At 58.4% G+C, this 19249-nt stretch carries 20 protein-coding genes and 1 pseudogene; 16 read left to right on the top strand and 5 right to left on the bottom strand.

Annotation, left to right across the window (positions count from 1 at the left end; translation table 11 throughout):
* The 8 genes and pseudogenes from GAO09_RS12645 to GAO09_RS12610 all read left to right on the top strand — a co-directional run.
* Positions 1-604 (top strand): annotated as a pseudogene (locus GAO09_RS12645) (electron transfer flavoprotein-ubiquinone oxidoreductase); the annotation flags it as partial.
* A 216-nt stretch (positions 605-820) separates the two neighbouring features.
* Entirely contained in the window at positions 821-1255 is a 435-nt protein-coding gene (locus tag GAO09_RS12640; RefSeq protein WP_153354356.1) for an acetyl-CoA carboxylase biotin carboxyl carrier protein, read from the top strand.
* Positions 1255-2622 carry an acetyl-CoA carboxylase biotin carboxylase subunit gene (locus GAO09_RS12635; protein WP_153354355.1) on the top strand — a complete coding sequence of 456 codons (1368 nt, stop codon included), beginning with the start codon at positions 1255-1257 and terminating at the stop codon, positions 2620-2622. Before GAO09_RS12640 ends, GAO09_RS12635 begins: the two co-directional genes overlap by 1 nt.
* Entirely contained in the window at positions 2619-3032 is a 414-nt protein-coding gene (locus GAO09_RS12630; protein ID WP_153354354.1) for a biotin/lipoyl attachment domain-containing protein, read from the top strand. Before GAO09_RS12635 ends, GAO09_RS12630 begins: the two co-directional genes overlap by 4 nt.
* The gene (gene pxpB, locus GAO09_RS12625; protein ID WP_153354353.1) at positions 3029-3736 is read left to right on the top strand and encodes a 5-oxoprolinase subunit PxpB; all 708 of its coding nucleotides are present in this window, start codon (positions 3029-3031) and stop codon (positions 3734-3736) included. The genes GAO09_RS12630 and pxpB overlap by 4 nt, the downstream gene beginning before the upstream one ends.
* Positions 3733-4728, top strand: a complete 996-nt coding sequence (locus tag GAO09_RS12620; RefSeq protein WP_153354352.1) for a 5-oxoprolinase subunit C family protein — start codon at positions 3733-3735, stop codon at positions 4726-4728. Before pxpB ends, GAO09_RS12620 begins: the two co-directional genes overlap by 4 nt.
* 11 nt (positions 4729-4739) lie before the next feature.
* Positions 4740-5507: a 5-oxoprolinase subunit PxpA gene (locus tag GAO09_RS12615; RefSeq protein WP_153354351.1), complete on the top strand. Its 768-nt coding sequence runs from the start codon at positions 4740-4742 to the stop codon at positions 5505-5507.
* 52 nt (positions 5508-5559) lie between these two features.
* Complete coding sequence (locus GAO09_RS12610) at positions 5560-6762, top strand: pyridoxal phosphate-dependent aminotransferase (RefSeq protein WP_153354350.1); 1203 nt, start codon at positions 5560-5562, stop codon at positions 6760-6762.
* 25 nt (positions 6763-6787) lie between these two features.
* Here GAO09_RS12610 and nac read toward each other — a convergent pair whose 3' ends face one another.
* On the bottom strand, positions 6788-7693 hold the full coding sequence (nac, locus tag GAO09_RS12605) for a nitrogen assimilation transcriptional regulator NAC (RefSeq protein ID WP_153354349.1): 906 nt from the start codon (positions 7691-7693) through the stop codon (positions 6788-6790).
* Positions 7694-7923: 230 nt separating this feature from the next.
* Here nac and GAO09_RS12600 point away from each other — a divergent pair, with 230 nt between their 5' ends.
* From GAO09_RS12600 to GAO09_RS12575, 6 genes are all read left to right on the top strand, one after another.
* The gene (locus GAO09_RS12600; RefSeq protein ID WP_153354348.1) at positions 7924-8697 is read left to right on the top strand and encodes an SDR family oxidoreductase; all 774 of its coding nucleotides are present in this window, start codon (positions 7924-7926) and stop codon (positions 8695-8697) included.
* Positions 8694-9401 carry an amino acid ABC transporter permease gene (locus GAO09_RS12595; RefSeq protein ID WP_324185516.1) on the top strand — a complete coding sequence of 236 codons (708 nt, stop codon included), beginning with the start codon at positions 8694-8696 and terminating at the stop codon, positions 9399-9401. Before GAO09_RS12600 ends, GAO09_RS12595 begins: the two co-directional genes overlap by 4 nt.
* Positions 9398-10156, top strand: a complete 759-nt coding sequence (locus GAO09_RS12590) for an amino acid ABC transporter permease (protein ID WP_153354347.1) — start codon at positions 9398-9400, stop codon at positions 10154-10156. The genes GAO09_RS12595 and GAO09_RS12590 overlap by 4 nt, the downstream gene beginning before the upstream one ends.
* Entirely contained in the window at positions 10153-10920 is a 768-nt protein-coding gene (locus GAO09_RS12585) for an amino acid ABC transporter ATP-binding protein (protein ID WP_153354346.1), read from the top strand. The genes GAO09_RS12590 and GAO09_RS12585 overlap by 4 nt, the downstream gene beginning before the upstream one ends.
* A 36-nt stretch (positions 10921-10956) precedes the next feature.
* The gene (locus GAO09_RS12580; RefSeq protein ID WP_153354345.1) at positions 10957-11793 is read left to right on the top strand and encodes an ABC transporter substrate-binding protein; all 837 of its coding nucleotides are present in this window, start codon (positions 10957-10959) and stop codon (positions 11791-11793) included.
* A gap of 109 nt (positions 11794-11902) precedes the next feature.
* Positions 11903-12577: a 4-carboxy-4-hydroxy-2-oxoadipate aldolase/oxaloacetate decarboxylase gene (locus tag GAO09_RS12575; RefSeq protein WP_153354344.1), complete on the top strand. Its 675-nt coding sequence runs from the start codon at positions 11903-11905 to the stop codon at positions 12575-12577.
* 193 nt (positions 12578-12770) lie between these two features.
* Here GAO09_RS12575 and GAO09_RS12570 read toward each other — a convergent pair whose 3' ends face one another.
* Positions 12771-13538, bottom strand: coding sequence for an SDR family oxidoreductase (locus GAO09_RS12570; protein ID WP_153354343.1), 768 nt, complete (start codon positions 13536-13538; stop codon positions 12771-12773).
* A 92-nt stretch (positions 13539-13630) separates the two neighbouring features.
* Between GAO09_RS12570 and GAO09_RS12565 the strand changes: the two genes are divergently transcribed.
* Entirely contained in the window at positions 13631-14575 is a 945-nt protein-coding gene (locus GAO09_RS12565; protein ID WP_153354342.1) for a 2-hydroxyacid dehydrogenase, read from the top strand.
* 10 nt (positions 14576-14585) lie between these two features.
* Positions 14586-15617 (top strand): L-idonate 5-dehydrogenase, encoded by a 1032-nt coding sequence (locus GAO09_RS12560; protein WP_153354341.1) that lies wholly within the window; start codon positions 14586-14588, stop codon positions 15615-15617.
* 15 nt (positions 15618-15632) lie between these two features.
* On the opposite strand, the gene GAO09_RS12555 is transcribed toward GAO09_RS12560, so the two are convergent.
* From GAO09_RS12555 to gmd, 3 genes are all read right to left on the bottom strand, one after another.
* Complete coding sequence (locus tag GAO09_RS12555; RefSeq protein WP_476588304.1) at positions 15633-16685, bottom strand: LacI family DNA-binding transcriptional regulator; 1053 nt, start codon at positions 16683-16685, stop codon at positions 15633-15635.
* 296 nt (positions 16686-16981) lie between these two features.
* Complete coding sequence (locus GAO09_RS12550) at positions 16982-17863, bottom strand: NAD-dependent epimerase/dehydratase family protein (protein WP_209018697.1); 882 nt, start codon at positions 17861-17863, stop codon at positions 16982-16984.
* 116 nt (positions 17864-17979) lie between these two features.
* Complete coding sequence (gene gmd / locus GAO09_RS12545; protein WP_209018700.1) at positions 17980-18996, bottom strand: GDP-mannose 4,6-dehydratase; 1017 nt, start codon at positions 18994-18996, stop codon at positions 17980-17982.
* Between the last annotated feature and the right edge of the window lie 253 nt (positions 18997-19249).

Raw genomic sequence — 19249 nt, 5'->3', positions numbered from 1 at the left:
GTTCCGAAACTGACGTTTCCGGGCGGCGCGCTGATCGGCTGTTCCGCCGGTCTCGTCAATGTGCCGCGCATCAAGGGCAGCCACAACGCCGTGCTGTCGGGCATGCTGGCGGCCGACAAGCTGGCCGAGGCAATCGCGGCCGGCCGCGCCAATGATGAAGTGGTTGAGATCGAGAACGAATGGCGCGACGGCCCGATCGGCAAGGATTTGAAGAGCGTGCGCAACGTCAAACCGCTATGGTCGAAGCTCGGCACGGTGCTGGGTGTGTCGCTCGGTGGCCTCGACATGTGGACCAACCAGCTTTTGGGCTTCTCCTTCTTCGGCACGCTGAAACACGGCAAGACGGATGCGCAAAGCCTGGAGCCTGCAAAACTGCATAAGAAGATCGAGTATCCGAAGCCGGATGGTGTGCTGACCTTCGATCGCCTGTCCTCGGTGTTTTTGTCCAACACCAATCATGAGGAAGACCAGCCGGTTCATCTTCAGGTGAAGAATCGCGCAGAACTGCGTGCACTGCAAGACCTGCGACATCAAGGACCCCAACCAGAACATCAACTGGGTCCCGCCGCAGGGGGCCGAAGGCCCGGTTTATCAGAATATGTAACGTTCCGGACCCAAAGCATCGATGGTCATGCCGCGAGACCTCTCTCGCGGCAGTCGGGTTTTCCACGCTTTCCGAAATGGTTGCTGACGGGAACGCCCCGTCCATTGAAACTTCGTCTGACCCCATCAATCCACTGCCTATGTTACGACAATGACAGCGATCGTCGCCGCACGATCTCTGCGACGTCATGCGCCTAGCTCATCAGTGGACCGGGGAATGGATCTCTCAAAAATAGAAAAACTGATAGACTTTGTCGGTCGATCCAATGTCGCCGAGTTGACTGTCACCGAGAAGGGCACGACCGTCCGCATCTTCCGCGACAGATCGTCTGATCTCCCCTTGTCTTCCGATGTGACAGCCGCGCCGTCCGCTGCAGACGTACCGGCAACGAGTGTTGCCGCGGGACGGCAGAGGAGCGGAACCACGGTTTCCGCGCCGATTTTTGGCGTGCTTCATATCGCCCCGGCGCCCGACGATCCGCCCTTCGTATCGGTTGGTGACGCTGTAGACGAGGGGCAGACGCTTTTCATCATTGAGGCGATGAAGGTGTTCAACAAGATCGCTGCGCCGCGCGCCGGCAAGATCACCCGCCTGGCGGATGTGAATGGTGCGGAGGTCGAGGTTGGCGACGTGCTGGCGGAGATAGCGTGATGGTCTCACAGCAACGTTTCGATACGGTCCTGATTGCCAATCGCGGTGAAATCGCCTTGCGCGTTGTCCGTGCCTGCCACGAAATGGGATTGAAGGCCGTTGTCGTCTGTTCGGAGGCGGATAGGGATGCGGCCTATGCAAGAAGCGCGGATCAATCGATCTGCATCGGACCGTCTACTGTCTCGAAAAGCTATCTGAACCACAATGCGATCCTGCTGGCGGCGCGCCTTACTCGTGCAGGTGCCGTTCATCCGGGTTATGGATTTCTTTCCGAAAACAGCCGCTTCTCGGCGGCCGTGGAGGAGGCGGGCCTGATCTTTATTGGCCCTGATGCCGGCGCCATTGCCACAATGGGTGACAAAATTGCCGCCAAGAGCGCCATGGTGGCTGCTGGTGTGCCTTGCGTGCCGGGCCCTGATACCGAACTGCCGTCGGAACCCTCGGCAATCCGAACGGTTGCTGCCGACATAGGTTACCCCGTTATCGTCAAGGCAGCCGGCGGCGGTGGCGGACGCGGCATGCGCGTCGTGCTGCATGAGGGGGAGCTTCTGGAGGCGGTGTCACTGACGCGCGAAGAAGCGCGCAAGGCTTTCGGTACACCCGCGCTCTACATGGAAAAGTTCCTTCAGCATCCGCGCCATATCGAAATTCAGGTTCTCTGCGACACGCATAGCAACGCTGTCTGGCTTGGTCATCGTGACTGCTCGATGCAGCGCCGCCATCAGAAGGTGGTCGAAGAGGCGCCGGCTCCCGGCATTTCCGATGCACTGATCGGCCCGGTCGGCGCTGCTTGCGTCAAGGCTTGTAAACAGATCGGATATCGTGGCGTCGGAACGTTTGAATTCCTCTATGAAGACGGCGCTTTCTACTTCATCGAGATGAATACCCGTCTGCAGGTGGAACATCCGGTCACCGAAGAAACCAGCGGCGTTGATATCGTCCAGCAGCAATTGCGCGTCGCACAGGGCGAGGCGTTGTCGATGGGGCAGGGCGACGTTGCCTGCACGGGCCATGCGATCGAATGCCGCATCAATGCTGAAGACCCCGCGACCTTCATGCCGCAGGCAGGCGTCATCACTGCGCTTGAATTGCCGGTTGGCGAGGGCGTTCGTGTCGATACCCATGTGGAAGCCGGTTACAAGGTGTCGCCCTATTACGACTCCCTGATCGCCAAGCTGATCGTGCATGGTCACGACCGGTCCGATGCCATGCGGCGTATGAGGGCGGCTTTGGCGTCCTTCAAGCTGGAAGGCATTGCCACCAATCTGCCGCTGCTACGCGAACTCTTCGAAGATGCTGCCTTCGCCGAAGGTGAAACGGATATCCATTATCTGGAAAAATGGTTGACGACGCAGGGGGCAGCATGAGTAAACCGGATTTCAGCGATCCCGCCATCGTCGAACGATTGACTGCAGCGCTTGAAGCCGCCGGCGTCGACGGAATTGAAATCACCCGGCCCGACCAGAGCCTGCTGATCCGCCTTTCGGGATCTGCCAATGCTGCTGTGCGCCAGTTGCTCGCCCGCCGAACGGATGCTGAGGGCGTACTCGTGGTCGTCAAGGCGCCGATGGCTGGCGTGTTCTGGCCGACTGATCTGTCCCGCACCAGTGGACCCGCGACATCGGCGGCAAGCGATATGATCGGCCTCCTGCAGGTCGGCCCGATCCTGCTACCGGTGGCGGCAGGGCCGTCGCAACGCCTGCGTCGCCATCTCGTTGAAACCGGAACGGTCGTCGGTTTCGGCGATCCGATTGCAGAAGTCGAGCCAGAAGCATGAGTGCCTCAGCCGCCAAAATCGCCGCTCCCGTCGAATCGCTTGTGCTCGACCGCAATGGCGCTCGTGTTTCCCCTATCGGTTCGCGTGCCTTTCTTCTCGAAGCGACCGGCGCCTTCGACCTCGCTTCGCAACGACGGATCTGGGCTCTGTCCCGTGCGGTGGAACTGTGGAGCGAGACGCTCGAAATCGTGCCCGGCATGACCAATCTTCTTATCGTGTTGAAACAGACAGCCGAAGATCCGGAAGCCTTGGCCTCGCGCCTACTGGAGGCTTGGGAACAGGCCGAAAGCATCGATCTCACCGGCCGAAGGATTGAGATTGCCGTGACATATGGCGGCGATCACGCCACCGATCTTGCCGCACTTTGCGATCGCTCAGGCCTGTCAGACCGTGAGGTCGTCCGTATTCATTACGAAGGCACCTATCGGGTATTCGCACTCGGCAGTGCGCCTGGTTTCGGCTACCTCCATGGCCTTGATCCGCGCATCTACATGCCGCGCAAGACTGTCCCGTCGCTCAACATGGCCAGAGGCTGTGTCACCATCGGCGGCATGCAGACCGGCGTCGCGGTCTTGACCGGGCCCAATGGCTGGAATTCGATCGGTTTTGCCGAATTGCAGATGTTCGATCCGATGTCGTCCATGCCTGCCGTCATGGCGCCGGGCGATACGGTGCGTTTCGTGCCAGCGAGCATAGAGCTATGATAGAGATCATCCAGACAGGGCCGTTCAACACGGTGCAGGACCTTGGCCGACCCGGCTTTCGCAATATCGGCGTGACCACCAGCGGCGCCATGGACCCATTGGCACTCAAGATCGGTAACAGCCTGCTTGGTAACGAATCCGGCGCGGCCGCGTTGGAAATTCAGACCTATCCGTTCAAGCTCCGGTTTTCGAAAGCGACGGCTTTTGCCGTGACGGGGGCCGATTGCGGCGCTTCGATCGGCGGGCGAACCATCCAGCCGTGTTGTGCGCTCTCGGTGGAGGCCGGGCAGGTGTTGGAGCTTGGCCAGCCGCGCGTCGGTACACGCGCCTATATCTGCATAACCGGCGGTATCGATGTGGCGCCGGTCATGGGTTCGCGTAGCACATCGCTTCGCGGTGCATTCGGCGGCAGAGAGGGACGTCATCTGATGACAGGTGACACCCTGCAGCTTGGCGAGGTTTCCAATCCCCTGAACCTTCCAGCGGCGGGCCTCTCTGTCGTCGATCCGACCTATGCGCTTGCCGAGGTTTATCCCGCTCCGCAGGATGGTGTACTTCTTGTCCGCGCCATTCCGGCGGGAGAACATGCTCTTTTCGGCGCCGACGCCGAGCGTTTCTGGTCGCAGACCTGGAAGATCTCCACCCAGAGCGACCGAACCGGTTATCGCCTGATGGGTGATCCGATCAAGCCGACGACACCTGTCGAGATGCGTTCGCACGGTGTGGTGTCCGGTGTCGTGCAGGTGCCGCCCAGCGGCGAGCCGATCATCCAGATGGCCGATGCCAATACGGCTGGCGGTTATCCCAAGATTGCCGGTGTCATCGAGGCCGATCTCTGGCGGCTCGGTCAGGCGCGTATCGGCAGTCGTCTGCGCTTCGTTCGCGTGACGCATGCTCAGGCAGCCGAGGTCGAGAAGGCCGTGACCGGTTTTGTCGAGGATGTCCGCCTGACATCGCGCATGGTTTGCGGCGCATTGCAGGCAATGAGTTGAGGGAGGAAGGAATGAAGATCGATCTGAATTCCGACATGGGCGAGGGGTTCGGCCCTTACAGCCTGTGCGATGACGAAGCGATGATGAACGTCGTCACTTCCGCCAATATCGCCTGTGGTTTTCATGGCGGCGATCCCGATACGATGACGCGCATGGTGCGTCTGGCAAAGGCGAACGGCGTTGGTATCGGTGCGCATCCCGGTCTGCCGGACCGCGCCGGTTTCGGTCGTCGCGAAATTCCCTATTCGAACGATGAACTGCGTCAGCAGATGCTCTATCAACTGGGGGCGCTGAAGGCGATTGCCGCCAGCGAAGGCCAGCGCGTCGCCCATTTCAGCTTTCACGCGGCCATGGGCAACATGGTCAACCGCGACCCCAGGCTGGCCGATCTGATGATGGACGCGATCCGCACCGTCGATCCCGAATTGATCATCTTCGCCATGCCGGGCAGCGAGATCGAAGCGGCCGCCAGACGCGCCTCGCTCGATACATTGCTGCTGTTTCTGGCTGACCGCGCTTATGACGCACAGGGACGTCTCGTTGCCCGCGGGTTGCCGGGGGCGTTGGTGAAGGAGGAAGCGGCCGTGCGCGCCCGCGTGCGCCAGTTCCTTGTCGATGGCACCGTCACGACCATTGATGGCGTGACCATAAACATGCCCGCCAGATCTATTCTCGTCCACAGCGATACGCCGGGATCGCTCGAACTTGCACGGATCGTCCGCAGCGAAATAGAGACCGCCGGCGGTACCCTTGCATCTGCATCGGAGATTGTCGGCTGAAACCGCCGCAAATTCCTTTTCCACCTAGCAATCAAAACTGGAAGACCAGATCATGCCCGCCACTGCCGACCGTTTGAAAAACGTCTCCGTCTCCGCTTCTGCTGCCATGACGCAGCGCGCCCGCGAACTTGCCGCTCAGGGGATCAAGGTGGTCAGCCTGTCCTCCGGCGAACCGGACTTTCCGACGCCTGCCCATGCGATCGAAGCCGCGCATGCCGCAGCGCTTGCCGGCGACACCAAATATCCGACCATGGACGGTACCCCGGCCTTGAAAGCCGCCATCATCCGCAAGTTCAAGCGCGAAAACAACCTGACCTATGATCCGAACCAGATCGTGGTTTCCGGTGGCGGCAAGCAGGTGATCTTCAATGCCGTGCTGGCCACCTGCAATCCGGGCGATGAAGTCGTCATTCCGGCGCCTTCCTGGGTCAGTTATGCGGATATCGTGAAATTTGCCGGCGGTGTGCCGGTCTCGGTGCCTTGCCCGGAGAATGCCGGCTTCAAGCTGCGCGCCGAGGATCTGGAAGCCGCGATCACGCCGCGCACCAAGTGGCTTTTCCTGAATTTCCCAAACAACCCGACGGGCGCTGCCTGCTCACGCGCTGAAATGGCGGCGATCGCCGAAGTCATGCTACGCCATCCGCATGTGTGGATCCTCACCGACGATATCTACGAGCATCTCGTTTATGACGATTTCGAATTCTGCACGATCGCCGAGGTCGAACCGCGTCTTTACGACCGCGTGTTGACCATGAACGGCGTGTCCAAGGCCTATGCCATGACCGGCTGGCGTCTGGGCTACTGCGGCGGACCGAAAGATCTCATCGCGGCGATCAGCAATGTCAATGGCCAGAACAGCGGCGGAACCTCGACGTTGACGCAGGCCGCTGCTGTTGCCGCGCTCGACGGTCCGCAAGATCTGCTGAAAGAGCGGTCGTCCATCTACAAGACCCGCCGGGATTACGTACTCGGTCGCTTGGCGGAAATCGATGGCCTGCGCGCCCACAAACCTGAAGGCGCATTCTACGTCTTCCCGAACATGTCCGAACTGATCGGCAAGACCACCAAGGGCGGTCGCAAGATTGAAACCGATGTCGATTTCGTCATGGGCCTGGTCGAGGAACACCATGTCGCGACAGTGCAAGGCGCGGCTTACGGCATGAGCCCATATTTCCGCATTTCCTACGCGACCAGCATGGAAATGCTGGAGGAAGGCTTCAACCGCATTGCGCAGTACTGCAAGGACATGAAGTAACCGATTCTCATTTCGTTTGTGGCGGTCAGGTCTTCAGCCTGGCTGTCAACTCGACGAGAATGTCCCTGACCGCGACAGCCGGTTCCGAAAGCGGTGTCTGATCGGAAACACAGAGCGACAAGGTCTCCTCGATACGTGGAGAGACGAGGCGGCAGATCAGTTTTTCGCTGGATTCGGCAATCAGCCGGTCGGCAATTGCCTTGGGCATGATCGTCGCCCCGAGCCCCCGGTCGACCGAACGGCTGAGGGTCCTGACGATTTCCACTTCCGCCACCACCTTCAGCTCGACTTTGCTGCGCGAAAACGCCGTGTCGACGGCCCTGCGAACGAAATTGTAAGCTGGCGGCATCAGGAATGGCAGTCCTTCGAGCGATGTCACCGGTACCGGCGCATCGCTCGCTTCGATGGCGAAATCAGGATGCGCCACAATAAAAAATTCCTCTTTCAGCAACGGTTCGAAGCGGACGCCTTTGATCGGGCCGACGCCGTGAATGAGCGCCATTTCCAGACGGCCGTTCATGATCATCTGGCTGTATGTCTGGCCAACGCTTTCGGTCAGGTGCAGAAGGATGCCCGGATGACGCTTTCGCGTCTCCGCCAGCAATTCGACCGAAAGGGTGGCGGCGCTGCTGAATGGAACGAGGCCGACGGACACCCGGCCGGCCAGGGACCGTCCGGCGGTCGCGACATCGGACTGCGCCTGTTCCATTTGCCGCAAGATGATCTGTGCGTGGCGATAAACCGCCTGGCCGGCGTCGGTCATCGTGACGCCCTGCTGGCTGCGGATCAGAAGCTTTTGCCCGAAATGATCTTCCAGTGCTGCCAGCTGCTGGCTGAGCGCCGGCTGAGCCAGGTGCAGGATGTCAGCGGCACGTGTGATGCTGCCGCTATCGACAATGACGATGAAGGATTTGAGGCGTCGGATATCCATTATTGTCGATGCTGCCTGTGCTGTTGCCACCGGTTGGAGAGGTCGTCATCGGTGTTCGACCCAAGATCCGGCTGCCGAAGAGAAACCTAGCTGTTTGATTTATAAAGCGCAAATCAAGCCTTCGGCAACAGGAACGGACATCCATAACGCTTCCTTATTAGCCCAAAACTAATCGGTCTTAGGCAAGTGAAAAAAGCTTCGCTAGTCTCATCTCAACAAAGGGGATCTGAATGCCGTTTTCCGATTACAAGACCGCTCTTGTCACTGGTGCCTCGTCGGGAATCGGCGCCGCTGTTGTGGAAAGACTGTGCCGCGAGGGATTGGAAGTCCACGCCGTTGCCCGTAGCGCCGAGCCGCTGCGCGAACTCTCCGAACGGACCGGCTGCATCGCTCATGCTATCGACGTGACCAATCGCGACGCGCTTGCCGAACTAACCGGCCGAGTGGCATTCGACATCCTCATCAACAATGCCGGTGTCGATCGGCCGAAGAAGTTTCTGGAAGCGGAAGACGGCGATATCGATCTCCTGATCGACGTCAACCTGCGCGCTGTCCTGCATCTCTGCCGCATGGTCGTGCCGGGCATGACTGAGCGCGACCGCGGCCACGTCATCAACATTTCCTCGATTGCCGGAAACTACAATTTCGGCGGCAATTCGACGTACCATGCCGTCAAGGCTGGTGTTGCCATGCTGTCCAATCAGCTGCGCATCGACACTTTCGGAAAACGGGTGAGAGTGACGGAAATCTGCCCAGGCCGCGTGGCAACCGATATCTTCAACCATGTTCATGGCGATGATCCGTCGATCCGGGAACGTTTCATCGATGGTTTCGAGCTGCCGCAGGCCTCCGACATCGCCGATGCCATTGCCTTTGCGATTGCCGCGCCCGTTGCCGTCAATATCGGTCATATGGAAATTACCCCGACGCTTCAGGTCATGGGTGGTCTGCAGACGGCCAAGCCGCAGACCCCATCCGCCAGTTCCGAAGGGACCAAGCGGTGAACGGGTTTGATCTTTCGGCAATCCTGAGCAACCCGGACTATATCTCGATGCTTCTGCATGGCATCGAGATGACCTTCATCATCTATATCGGTTCATGGGTGCTGGCGATGACGCTGGCGATCCTGCTTCTTGCACTGCGTGTCTCGCCGCTGCGGATTGGTGAGCCGATCGTCGCTGCCTACGTGTCCTACCACCGTAACGTGCCGACACTTGTGCAGCTGATGCTCTGGTATTTCGGCATTTTCACGCTGATGCCGCAGGGCCTGTCGGACTGGCTCGCGAACAACAATGCCGAAGCGATCTTTGCAGTCATCGGCCTCGGCCTGTGTCAGGCGGCCTATTTCAGCGAGGACCTTCGTTCCGGTCTGCGCTCGGTCAGCCCCGGCCAGATGGAAGCGGCACAGGCGCTTGGCCACGGTTATGCCTCGGCGATGCGCTTCGTGATCATGCCGCAAGGCGTGCGCAATGCGCTGCCGCCGCTGATCAACCATAGTGTCTCGCTGTTCAAGAACAGCAGCCTTGCCATCGTCATCGGCGCGCCGGAACTGACCCATGCGGTGAAGGAAATCGAAAATATCAGTTTCCGCACGTTTGAAATCTATCTGGTCGGTACGGTGACCTATCTGTTCTTCTCGCTCATCATCATGGGGATCGGCGCCTATATCGCCACGCGAGCCGATCCGGCGCGGAGGGCACGCGCATGATCCACGATTTCATCACCATCATTCAGGATTATTGGCTGCTTCTTCTGATCGGTCAGTACCCGAACGGGCCGCTCGGCGGTCTCGCCAACACTCTGATCCTGTCGGCGCTTGCGATCGCATTCGCCTTCCCGGTCAGTATCCTGATGGCGCTGGCCCGCCTGTCGAAATGGTGGTTCCTGCGCTGGCCGATGACGGCGCTCGTCTACGTAACCCGCGGCGTGCCACTGCTGATGCTCATCCTGTGGTGCTATTTCGTCATCCCGTTGTGGACCGGCGCCGACGTGCCGAGCTTCCTGATCATGCTGGTGACGCTGGTCATCTATCAGGGGGCCTTTCTCAGCGAGGTCGTTCGCGCCGGTATCGTTTCGCTGGGGCAGGGACAGATGGATGCGGCGCGTGCTCTGGGCCACGGTTACATGGGGGCGATGCGCTTCGTGATCCTGCCGCAGGCGCTCTACAACATGATCCCGAGCATGATTTCCACCTTCGTCTCGACGATCAAGGACACGACGCTCGGTTACGTCATCAACGTGCCCGACCTCACATTCGCGGCAAGCCAGGTGAACAACCAGCTTCTGACCCAGCCTTTCCAGGTCTTCCTCATCCTCGCCGTGGTCTATTACATCCTCTGCTGGAGCCTGACTTTTGTCGCCAACAGCGTCGAGCGGCGTATCGCCCGCCGCCGCGCCGGGCCACGCAATGTCCGCCTGCCGGCCGAGGCCGCGCCTCTCAAAACCATCACGGAGCAGCTATGAGCACGTCAGTGTCCGAACCGCAGGCCACCCAGGCGATCCGCATTGCCGATGTCTGCAAGAGTTATGGCGATTATCCGGTCCTGAAGAACATCAATGCCGAAGTGGCGCGTGGCGAAGTGGTGGTCATCTGCGGCCCGTCCGGTTCCGGCAAGTCTACGCTGATCCGCACGGTCAACCGGTTGGAAGAGATCAACAGTGGCGGCATCAGTTTTGAGGGCCAGGATATCCACGCTCCTATGCGCGGCAGCGAACTCAACAAGCTGCGTAGCAGCATCGGCTTCGTGTTCCAGAGCTTCAACCTGTTTCCGCACCTTTCGGTCGTCGAAAACGTGTCGATGTCTCCGATCCGCGTGAAGGGCATTGCGGCGAATGTCGCTCATGATAAGGCGCTGAAACTCCTCGATCGCGTCGGTCTCGCCGATAAGGCGAATTCCTATCCCGGTCAGCTTTCCGGTGGCCAGCAGCAGCGCGTGGCGATTGCCCGTGCGCTCGCCATGGAGCCGCCTGTGATGTTGTTCGATGAACCGACCAGCGCGCTCGATCCGGAAATGGTGGGCGAGGTGCTGAGCGTCATGAAAAGCCTGGCGGCCGACGGCATGACCATGCTGTGCGTGACCCACGAAATGGGCTTTGCCCGTGATGTCGCGGACCGGATCTGGTTCATCGACGCCGGCGAGATCCTCGAAACCGCGCCTCCCGAAGACTTCTTCAAGAATCCACGACATCCGCGCGCTCAGCGTTTTCTTGCTGATCTGCGGCACTGACTGCCTTCCACATAAAATAACAATGGAGAACAGCAAATGAACTGGAAATTCGCAACTCTCGCAGCGCTCGTCGCCGGCACCGCTTCGGTCGCGCCTGCCAAGGCCGACCAGCTTGCCGACATCCTCTCGGCCAAGAAGCTGCGCTGCGCAACCTTTGCCGACGTGCCGCCATTCTCGGCGCCGGACCCGAAGACCCGCGAAATGGCCGGCTTCGACGTCGATCTTTGCAACGCCATCGCCAAGGAACTTGGCGTGACGGCGGAAGTGAAGCCGGTATCTGTCGAAGCCCGAGTGCCGGAAGTGAAACTTGGCCGCGTCGATATCACCGTTGCCAACCTTGCCTACACCCAGAGCCGCGCCGAACAGATCCAGTTCAGCGACCCCTATTATCTTGCCAAGGAAATGCTGATCGTTCCGACGACGGATGAAGGCAAGGCCAAGGCGGACTATGCCGGCCAGCGCATCGCCTCCGCAAAGGGCTCGACCTCGGAAATGTCGATCAAGCTCAACAAGTCCGAGCCGCTGACCTTCCAGGATACCGCGTCCGCCTATCTCGCCGTTCAGCAGGGCAAGGCACGCGGTATGGTCGCCAACACGATGACGACGACGAAGTTCGTCAACGAGTCGAAGAACCGCGGCAAGGAAATGCGCATGATCGAGGAGCCGATGCTGTACCAGCCGATCGGTATCGGCATGCAGAAGGACCAGCCGGCGCTGACCGCCAAGGTCAACGAAATCCTGCGCAAGCTCGATGCCGATGGCGAGATCAACAAGATCTGGGACAAGTGGCTCGGTCAGGGCACCGAATACAAGATGACCCGCACAGACAAGGTCGTTCCGCTGTCCGAACTGAAGTTCGACCCGATCCCGTAATCCGACGGCGCAGAGCGCTTTCCGATTTTAAACCAACCATCATCTGACAATTGCCGACGGCGGCAGTCTTGCCGCCGTGCGGTTTATCTATGGCCTTGAGGAGGGCCCTATGGCACACATCAAACACATCCCCGAACGTCCCTCCAAGGAGGATCTGGCGGCGCTTGCAAAGTTTTCGCCGGCAACCATTCACGAAGCGCAGGGGCGCCGCGGCGCCTTGTCGTCGCGCCTGAAGCCTGTCGATTATCGCATGAAACTGTGCGGTCCGGCCTTCACCGTCAAATCCTCGCCGCGTGACAACATCATGTTGCAGCTGGCGATCAACTACGCCAAGCCGGGTGACATCATCGTCGTTTCCGCCGGCGAATACGAAGAAGCCGGTTCGTTCGGCGATGTGCTGGCCAATGCCTGCCTCGCCAAGGGCATCGGCGGCTTGGTGACGGATACCGGCGTGCGCGACACGCTGCAGCTTCGCGAACTCGGTTTTCCGGTTTTCTCGCTCAGCACATGCATCAAGGGAACTGTTAAGGAAACGCTTGGCACGACTAACGACAGCATCATCGTCGGCGGTGAGATCATCAATCCGGGTGACGTGATTGTCGGTGATGCCGATGGGCTTGTCGTGGTCCGCCGTAACGAAGTCGCCGAAGCGGCAAAGCTCTCGCAGGCTCGTGAAGATGCGGAAGCCGGTTTCATCGAAGCCTATAAGGCGGGGGCTTCGGTGATCGAAGTCAGCAAGCTTGAAGAGGTGCTGAAGGCCAAGGGCCTGACGGTCGATATCTGAAAAGCGATAAAGGGAAGCATCGGCTTTCGATCGCTTCCCGTTATCGCCTGCCCACTCTGATCTTTCATGGCAGAAAATGAAAAGTAGGGCGGCCTCGCGGTCGCCCTTTCACTATCTGGTCTGGAGTTCGACAGAACTTTTGCCGCACCCGGCAATGCCCATCACGATGATGGGCCGCCGGACGATCTATGCCCTAGAGGCTGATTGTGATGCCGCCGTCGACATAAAGCGTGTGCCCGTTAACGAAAGAAGAGCCCTTGCCGGACAGGAAGACCGCTGCGCCGACCAGTTCGTCGACATTGCCCCAACGGGCAGCCGGCGTGCGCTTTTCCAGCCATGCGGAAAATTCCGGATTGTCGACGAGCGCCTGATTGAGCGGCGTCTTGAAATAGCCGGGTGCGATGGCGTTAACCTGCAGGCCATGCTTGGCCCAATCCGTGGACATGCCCTTGGTGAGGTTCTTTACGGCACCCTTGGTAGCCGTATAGGGGGCAATGCCCGGACGGGCGAGTTCGCTCTGTACCGAGGCGATGTTGATGATCTTGCCCTGCCCGCGGGCAATCATGTGGCGTGCCACAGCCTGACCAACATAAAACACGGTCGAAATGTTGGTGGTCAGAAGCTGCTCCCACTTGTCGGCTGGAAAATCCTCCAGCGGCGAACGGTGTTGCATGCCGGCATTGTTGACGAGAATGTCGATGGCACCGATTTCGGCTTCGATCCGTTCGATGCCGGCTGCGACGGATGCGTGGTCAGTTGCGTCAAAGGCAACGGAATGCACGGTAAATCCGTCAGCAATCAGCTGCTTCTTCGCGTTGTCCAGTTTCGCCTCATCGCGGCCGTTGAGAATGACGCTGGCGCCATGCTCGGCAAGCCCCCGCGCCAGCGCCAGGCCGATGCCCTGGCTCGAGCCGGTGATCAGCGCGGTTTTGCCCGTCAGATCGAACAGCGGAAACGACATCAGAAATTCCTCCCGGTCCATAAGTCTCTTTCGCGTTGACATAAATGTTATCGATAACATATGCAATCAAAAACCAAGCTCGGGAGTGAGAAATGAAGCCGCAAATCCTCGTTATCGGCCCTTATCCGGAATGGGATATGGTCGAGCTCGAAAAGAGCTATGACGTGAAAAAACTGTATGAAGCGCGCGATCGCGATTCCTTCATTGCAAACGAGGCGAGCAAGGTGACGGCGGTTGCCACGCGCGGCGAACTGGGGGCATCGGCCGAGCTGATCGCCAAGCTGCCAAATCTGCAGATTATTTCGGTCTACGGTGTCGGCTATGACGCGGTCAATCTGGACGCCTGCCGCGAGCGTGGCATTCGCGTCACCAACACGCCCGATGTTCTCACAAACGACGTCGCCGATCTTGGCGTCGCCATGATGCTTTGCCAGTCGCGGGGCATGATGGGTGCGGAGCAGTGGGTGAAAGATGGCAGTTGGGCTGCCAAGGGTTTGTATCCCTTAAAGCGCAAGGTCTGGGGCCGCAAGGCGGGCGTGCTCGGGCTCGGTCGCATCGGTTTCGAAGTCGCCAAGCGCCTGCGCGGCTTCGATATGGAGATCGCCTATAGCGACGTATCAGAAAAATCCTACGCAGAGGGTATGACCTTCATTGCTGATACGGTGGCATTGGCCGAGCATTCCGACTTCCTGTTCGTGACGCTGGCCGCTTCGACGGCCACCCGCCATATTGTTTCGAAGCGGGTTATCGAGGCGCTTGGCCCGGAAGGCATGTTGATCAACATCTCGCGCGCTTCCAATCTCGATGAAGCAGCGCTGCTTGACGCGCTTGAAAATGGCACGCTCGGCTCGGCTGCACTTGATGTGTTCGAGGGTGAACCAAAACTTGATCCGCGTTTCCTCAAGCTTGAAAACGTGCTGTTGCAACCGCATCATGCCTCAGGCACGATCGAGACTCGAAAGGCGATGGGCCAGCTTGTGCGTGACAATCTGGCAGCGCATTTTTCCGGCCAATCCCTTCCCACTCCGGTCATTTGAGGTCATGTCCATGAAAGCTGTCGTCATCCACTCTGCCAAGGATTTGCGTGTCGAGGAACGTGAAGCCGAGGCCGCCGGCCCAGGTCAGGTTGACATTGCCATCGAAGCCGGCGGTATCTGCGGCTCGGATCTTCATTATTACCATCATGGCGGCTTCGGCACGGTGCGCATACGCGAACCGATGATCCTCGGGCATGAGGTCGCCGGCCGTATTGTCGGGCTTGGGGAAGGCGTGTCCCATCTTGCTGTCGGCGATCATGTCGCCGTTTCACCGAGCCGGCCCTGCAATTCATGCGATTACTGCCTCAAGGGGCAACAGAACCATTGCCTGAATATGCGCTTCTACGGTAGCGCCATGCCCATGCCGCATATTCAGGGCGCCTTCCGTCAGCGGCTGGTCGCGCAGGCATGGCAGTGCCACAAGGTGAATGAAGGTATTTCCATCAACGAGGCTGCCTTCGCCGAGCCTTTTGCCGTGACCTTGCATGCCGTGTCGCGCGCGGGGTCCTTGCAGGGCAAGAGGGTGCTGGTGACCGGTTGCGGACCGATCGGCGTTCTGTCGATCATTGCCGCGCGCCTGCATGGTGCACGCGAGGTCGTCGCGACCGACGTGATGGATGCGGTGCTGCAAAAGGCGCGGACCATCGGCGCCGATCGCACCATCAACGTTGCATCCGAGCCGGACGCGCTCAACGCATATTCCGCCAACAAGGGTTATTTCGATGTCCATTTCGAGGCATCCGGCAACGAACGTGCCGTTCGCTCTGGTATCGAGGTGTTGAAACCGCGCGGCGTACTCGTTCAACTTGGACTTGGCGGCGATATATCGCTGCCGCAGAACACCATCGTTGCCAAGGAAATCGAGATAAAGGGCACCTTCCGTTTCCATGAGGAATTCGAGCAGGCGGTGGATCTCATCAATCAGAAACGTGTGGATTTCTCCCCGCTTCTGTCGGAAATCTATCCGGTTGCCGATGCCGTGAAGGCGTTCGAAATGGCTGGTGATCGTAGCCGGTCGATGAAGGTGCAGCTCAGCTTCTAGGCGGAATGAAAGCTATCACGTGCTGTCACGAAACAGCACGTGATACTCTGTTTTGATCGCAGTTGCTGCGTTGCGATTTTCCAGCATGGCGATCATCTGGCCGGCGGCCCGGGTGCCGATCCCATAGCTGTCGACATTCACCGTGGTGATGCCTGGTTCCGACACAGAGGCAATTTCGTAGTCACCAAAACCCGCGACTGCGATGTCGTCCGGCACGGCAAGTCCCATCCTCCTGCATTCCATGATTGCCCCGAAAGCGAGAAGGTCCGACACACAGATTGCGATATCCGTATCGGGAAACCGTTCCAGCACTCTCCGGATCGCGCCTCCGCCATGCGACATGCGGATCGGGACTGCGTCAATTTCGACCTTGCGCGACGCGTCGAGGCCGCGATTGGCCAGTGCCCGTTCAAAGCCGAGGCGGCGCTGATGGCCACGTGTATCGGCTTCCTCTGGCCCACCGATGAAGGCGAGCTTCGAATATCCCTTGTCGATCAATCCGCAGACAAGTGCTTCCATCGCGGCGAGATTGGAAAAGCCGACCACCGCATTCACTGGGTCTTCCGGCACATCCCATGTCTCGATGACAGGAATGTCAGCATTGACCAGCATTCCTCGTGCTTTGGCGGTATGCTTTCCACCGGTCAGGATGATACCTTCCGGCCGTCGGCGCAGCATGGCTTCGATCAGTTGTTCTTCCCTATCAACCGAATAGTTGGTGTAGCCCAGCAGAAGCTGCATGCTTGTTCGGGCAAGGGTGTCGGTAATGCCGCGTGCGGTATCGGCGAAATTCGAGTTATCGATCGATGGCATGATAGTGGCTATGAAACCGCTACGACGGGATGAAAGGCTGCCGGCGGACTGGTCGAGTACATAACCGAGTTGCTCGACCGCGGCCATGATGCGATTCAGTGTGTCCTTGGCGATATAGGAATTGCCTTTGAGGGCGCGCGATACCGTCATTGCGGATACGCCGGCCATCTTCCCGACATCTGCCATCGTCGCAGGGCCATTATATGCCTCGGGAGTAGGCGCCTCCTTTTCGATCGGCATCTTTTCTCCTGTCATTGGCTGACCTGATTGAAGTGCGCCTTTGGTCCCTTGTTGTCGCGCATGTCTTGATCCTGAAACCGCCGGTTATTTTCGGGAGGCAGACCTCACTCATATCCCAATATCCATCACACGATTTCGCGAATCGAGGATTTGGCTCGAATATATCATCACGTGAACAGGAAAGCCGAAAGGGGAGTTACGAGCCAAGGCGCGCTGATGGAGTTCAGCATGGCAAACATGATTTGCACCAGCAAAGGGTCTCGCTCGATGCAACAGATGTTATCATCAAATCGCGGCCCGACGAGTGGATATCAGCCCACGATTTCTTCCAATACCTCCCGCACCGGCAACGGTGCTAGGCGATTCGGCAACAACCTGTCGAGTTTTACCGCAGACCCAACCAGATGCCAAACCTCATTCGCACGCGTAAATTGCGGTACGGTTTCGATCTCGATCGTGTGGCCCGTGATGTCCGTCAGGTGCTGGATGAGCTCACGCAGAGAAGTCTCTCGGCCGGAGCAAAGATTGATGACCTCGTTGAAAGTCTGTGGCGTGTCGATCGCCTCTATAAGCACACTGCAAGCTGCGTCCAGATTTATGTAGTCGCGCGTGACGTCGATATTGCCCAGCTTAACGACGGGAGCTCGACGATGAAAATGATCCACCAATTTCGGAACAATGAAATTGCCTCGTTGTCCTTTGCCGATAACGTTAAATGGCCGGACGATCGTGATATCGTGCCTGTCGGCGGCCATGTGGGTAAGGCGTTCGGCGATAAACTTGCTGAAGCCGTAATGATGAACAGGCAGCGGTGACATTTCCTCGCTCAGAACGCTGGCATCCTGATTGCCATATACGCCGGCGGTACTGACAAGAATGAAGCGAGTACGTCGCCCAAGCTTGTCCATGGCGTCCAGCAATCTCTCGGTGCCAAGAGCATTGATGTCGTAATAAGCCTTAGGATCGGTTCCTGTAACCGTGCCAAGTGCAGCGAGGTGAATGATCACGTCTGGATCCGCACGCTCCACTGCTGTTTGAATAAGGTTGGCATCGGCAAGGTCGAACGGGCAGCTGTCGAAATTCTGAGAGATTTCCTTTGACGCTGCAAAAGCGCGATCCCCACGCTCCCGAAGCAACGTGCAAAGCCGTGTTCCAATAAATCCGGAGGCACCTGTTACCAAAATATTTGACAATGCCGCTTCCCATATCTGGCTGGATGTTCCGTTGCGGCCCACCGACTTAGTAACGCCACAAAACCTCGTGACGTCACTGCATCCCGCTTTCACCAATTCGACAGATGCACCGGATATTATCTCATTTTGGACGGGTCAATGTCTTCACTTCGACGAAGTCGGGCTAAATCCGCATCTACCATTTCGGCGATCATTTCCTCAAGCGTGATCTTCGCCTCCCAGCCAAGTTTCGCCTTGGCTTTTTCAGGATTTCCCTGAAGCACCTCAACTTCGGCGGGTCTGAAAAGGGAGGCATCAATCCTGACGAAATCAGCCGGGTTAAGGCCGATGTGATCGAATGCAATACGGATCATGTCGCGAACAGTCGTGGTGCGGCCCGTCGCCACGACATAGTCGTCGGGCTTGTCCTGTTGCAGCATCATCCACATAGCCTTAACGTAATCCTTGGCGTGCCCCCAATCGCGCTTTGCGTCGATATTTCCCATGGGAAGCTCGTCCTGCAGGCCAAGCTTGATCCGTGCGGCAGCGTCCGTCACCTTGCGGGTGACAAATTCTTTTCCACGTAGCGGTGACTCGTGATTGAAAAGAATGCCGGAAGACGCGTGCATTCCAAAGCTTTCACGATAATTGACTGTGATCCAATGCCCATAAAGCTTCGCAACGGCGTAAGGGGATCGTGGATAGAAGGGAGTCGTTTCGCTTTGGATCGTTTCCTGAATGAGGCCAAACATTTCTGATGACGAGGCCTGATAAAAACGAGCAGTCGGCGCCTCGATGCGAACCGCCTCAAGCACGTTGGTGACGCCGACCGCCGTTACTTGCGCTGTCAGAAGAGGCTGTTGCCAGGACGAGTGAACAAATGACTGGGCGCCGAGGTTATAAACCTCGTCCGGTTTGATAGTCTGCATGATGCGCATCAAGCAGGAAAGATCGTTCAGGTTGCCATCGATGAGCTTGACATCGTTTTCGATGCCAAGCCAACGCAACCTGTGACTGCTGACTTCGGCGTGACTGGAACGCCGTACAACACCGTGAACTTCATACCCTTTTCCTAGCAATAGTTGTGCGAGGTAGGCTCCGTCCTGTCCCGTAATCCCGGTAATCAATGCTTTGCGCAATTTGCGTGCCCTCATAGTGTCCCATAGGGAGAATATCGACGCGTTCGGCAGCATAAGGTTGTACCAGCTATTCACTTGCATAGGATGGGTGCCGGCTGCAAGGGACCGAAAGTGAATTTCTATCGTTTGTTGGTGGCGAGAGGATTGGCTTGCGCGATCTGTGCTCGGGCATGACGCCGGAGAGCGTGCTGCGGCGATGATGTCGTCAGCATCGAGGCCTGAAAAGACGGTTTTCTTCACGCTCAGCGGGCGTTTCAATCGAGATATG

This window comes from Endobacterium cereale (genome assembly GCF_009617585.1).
GTDB classification, from domain to species: domain Bacteria; phylum Pseudomonadota; class Alphaproteobacteria; order Rhizobiales; family Rhizobiaceae; genus Neorhizobium; species Neorhizobium cereale.
Note: the sequence above shows the minus strand (reverse complement) of the source record. Positions and strands in the feature narration are given on the sequence as shown.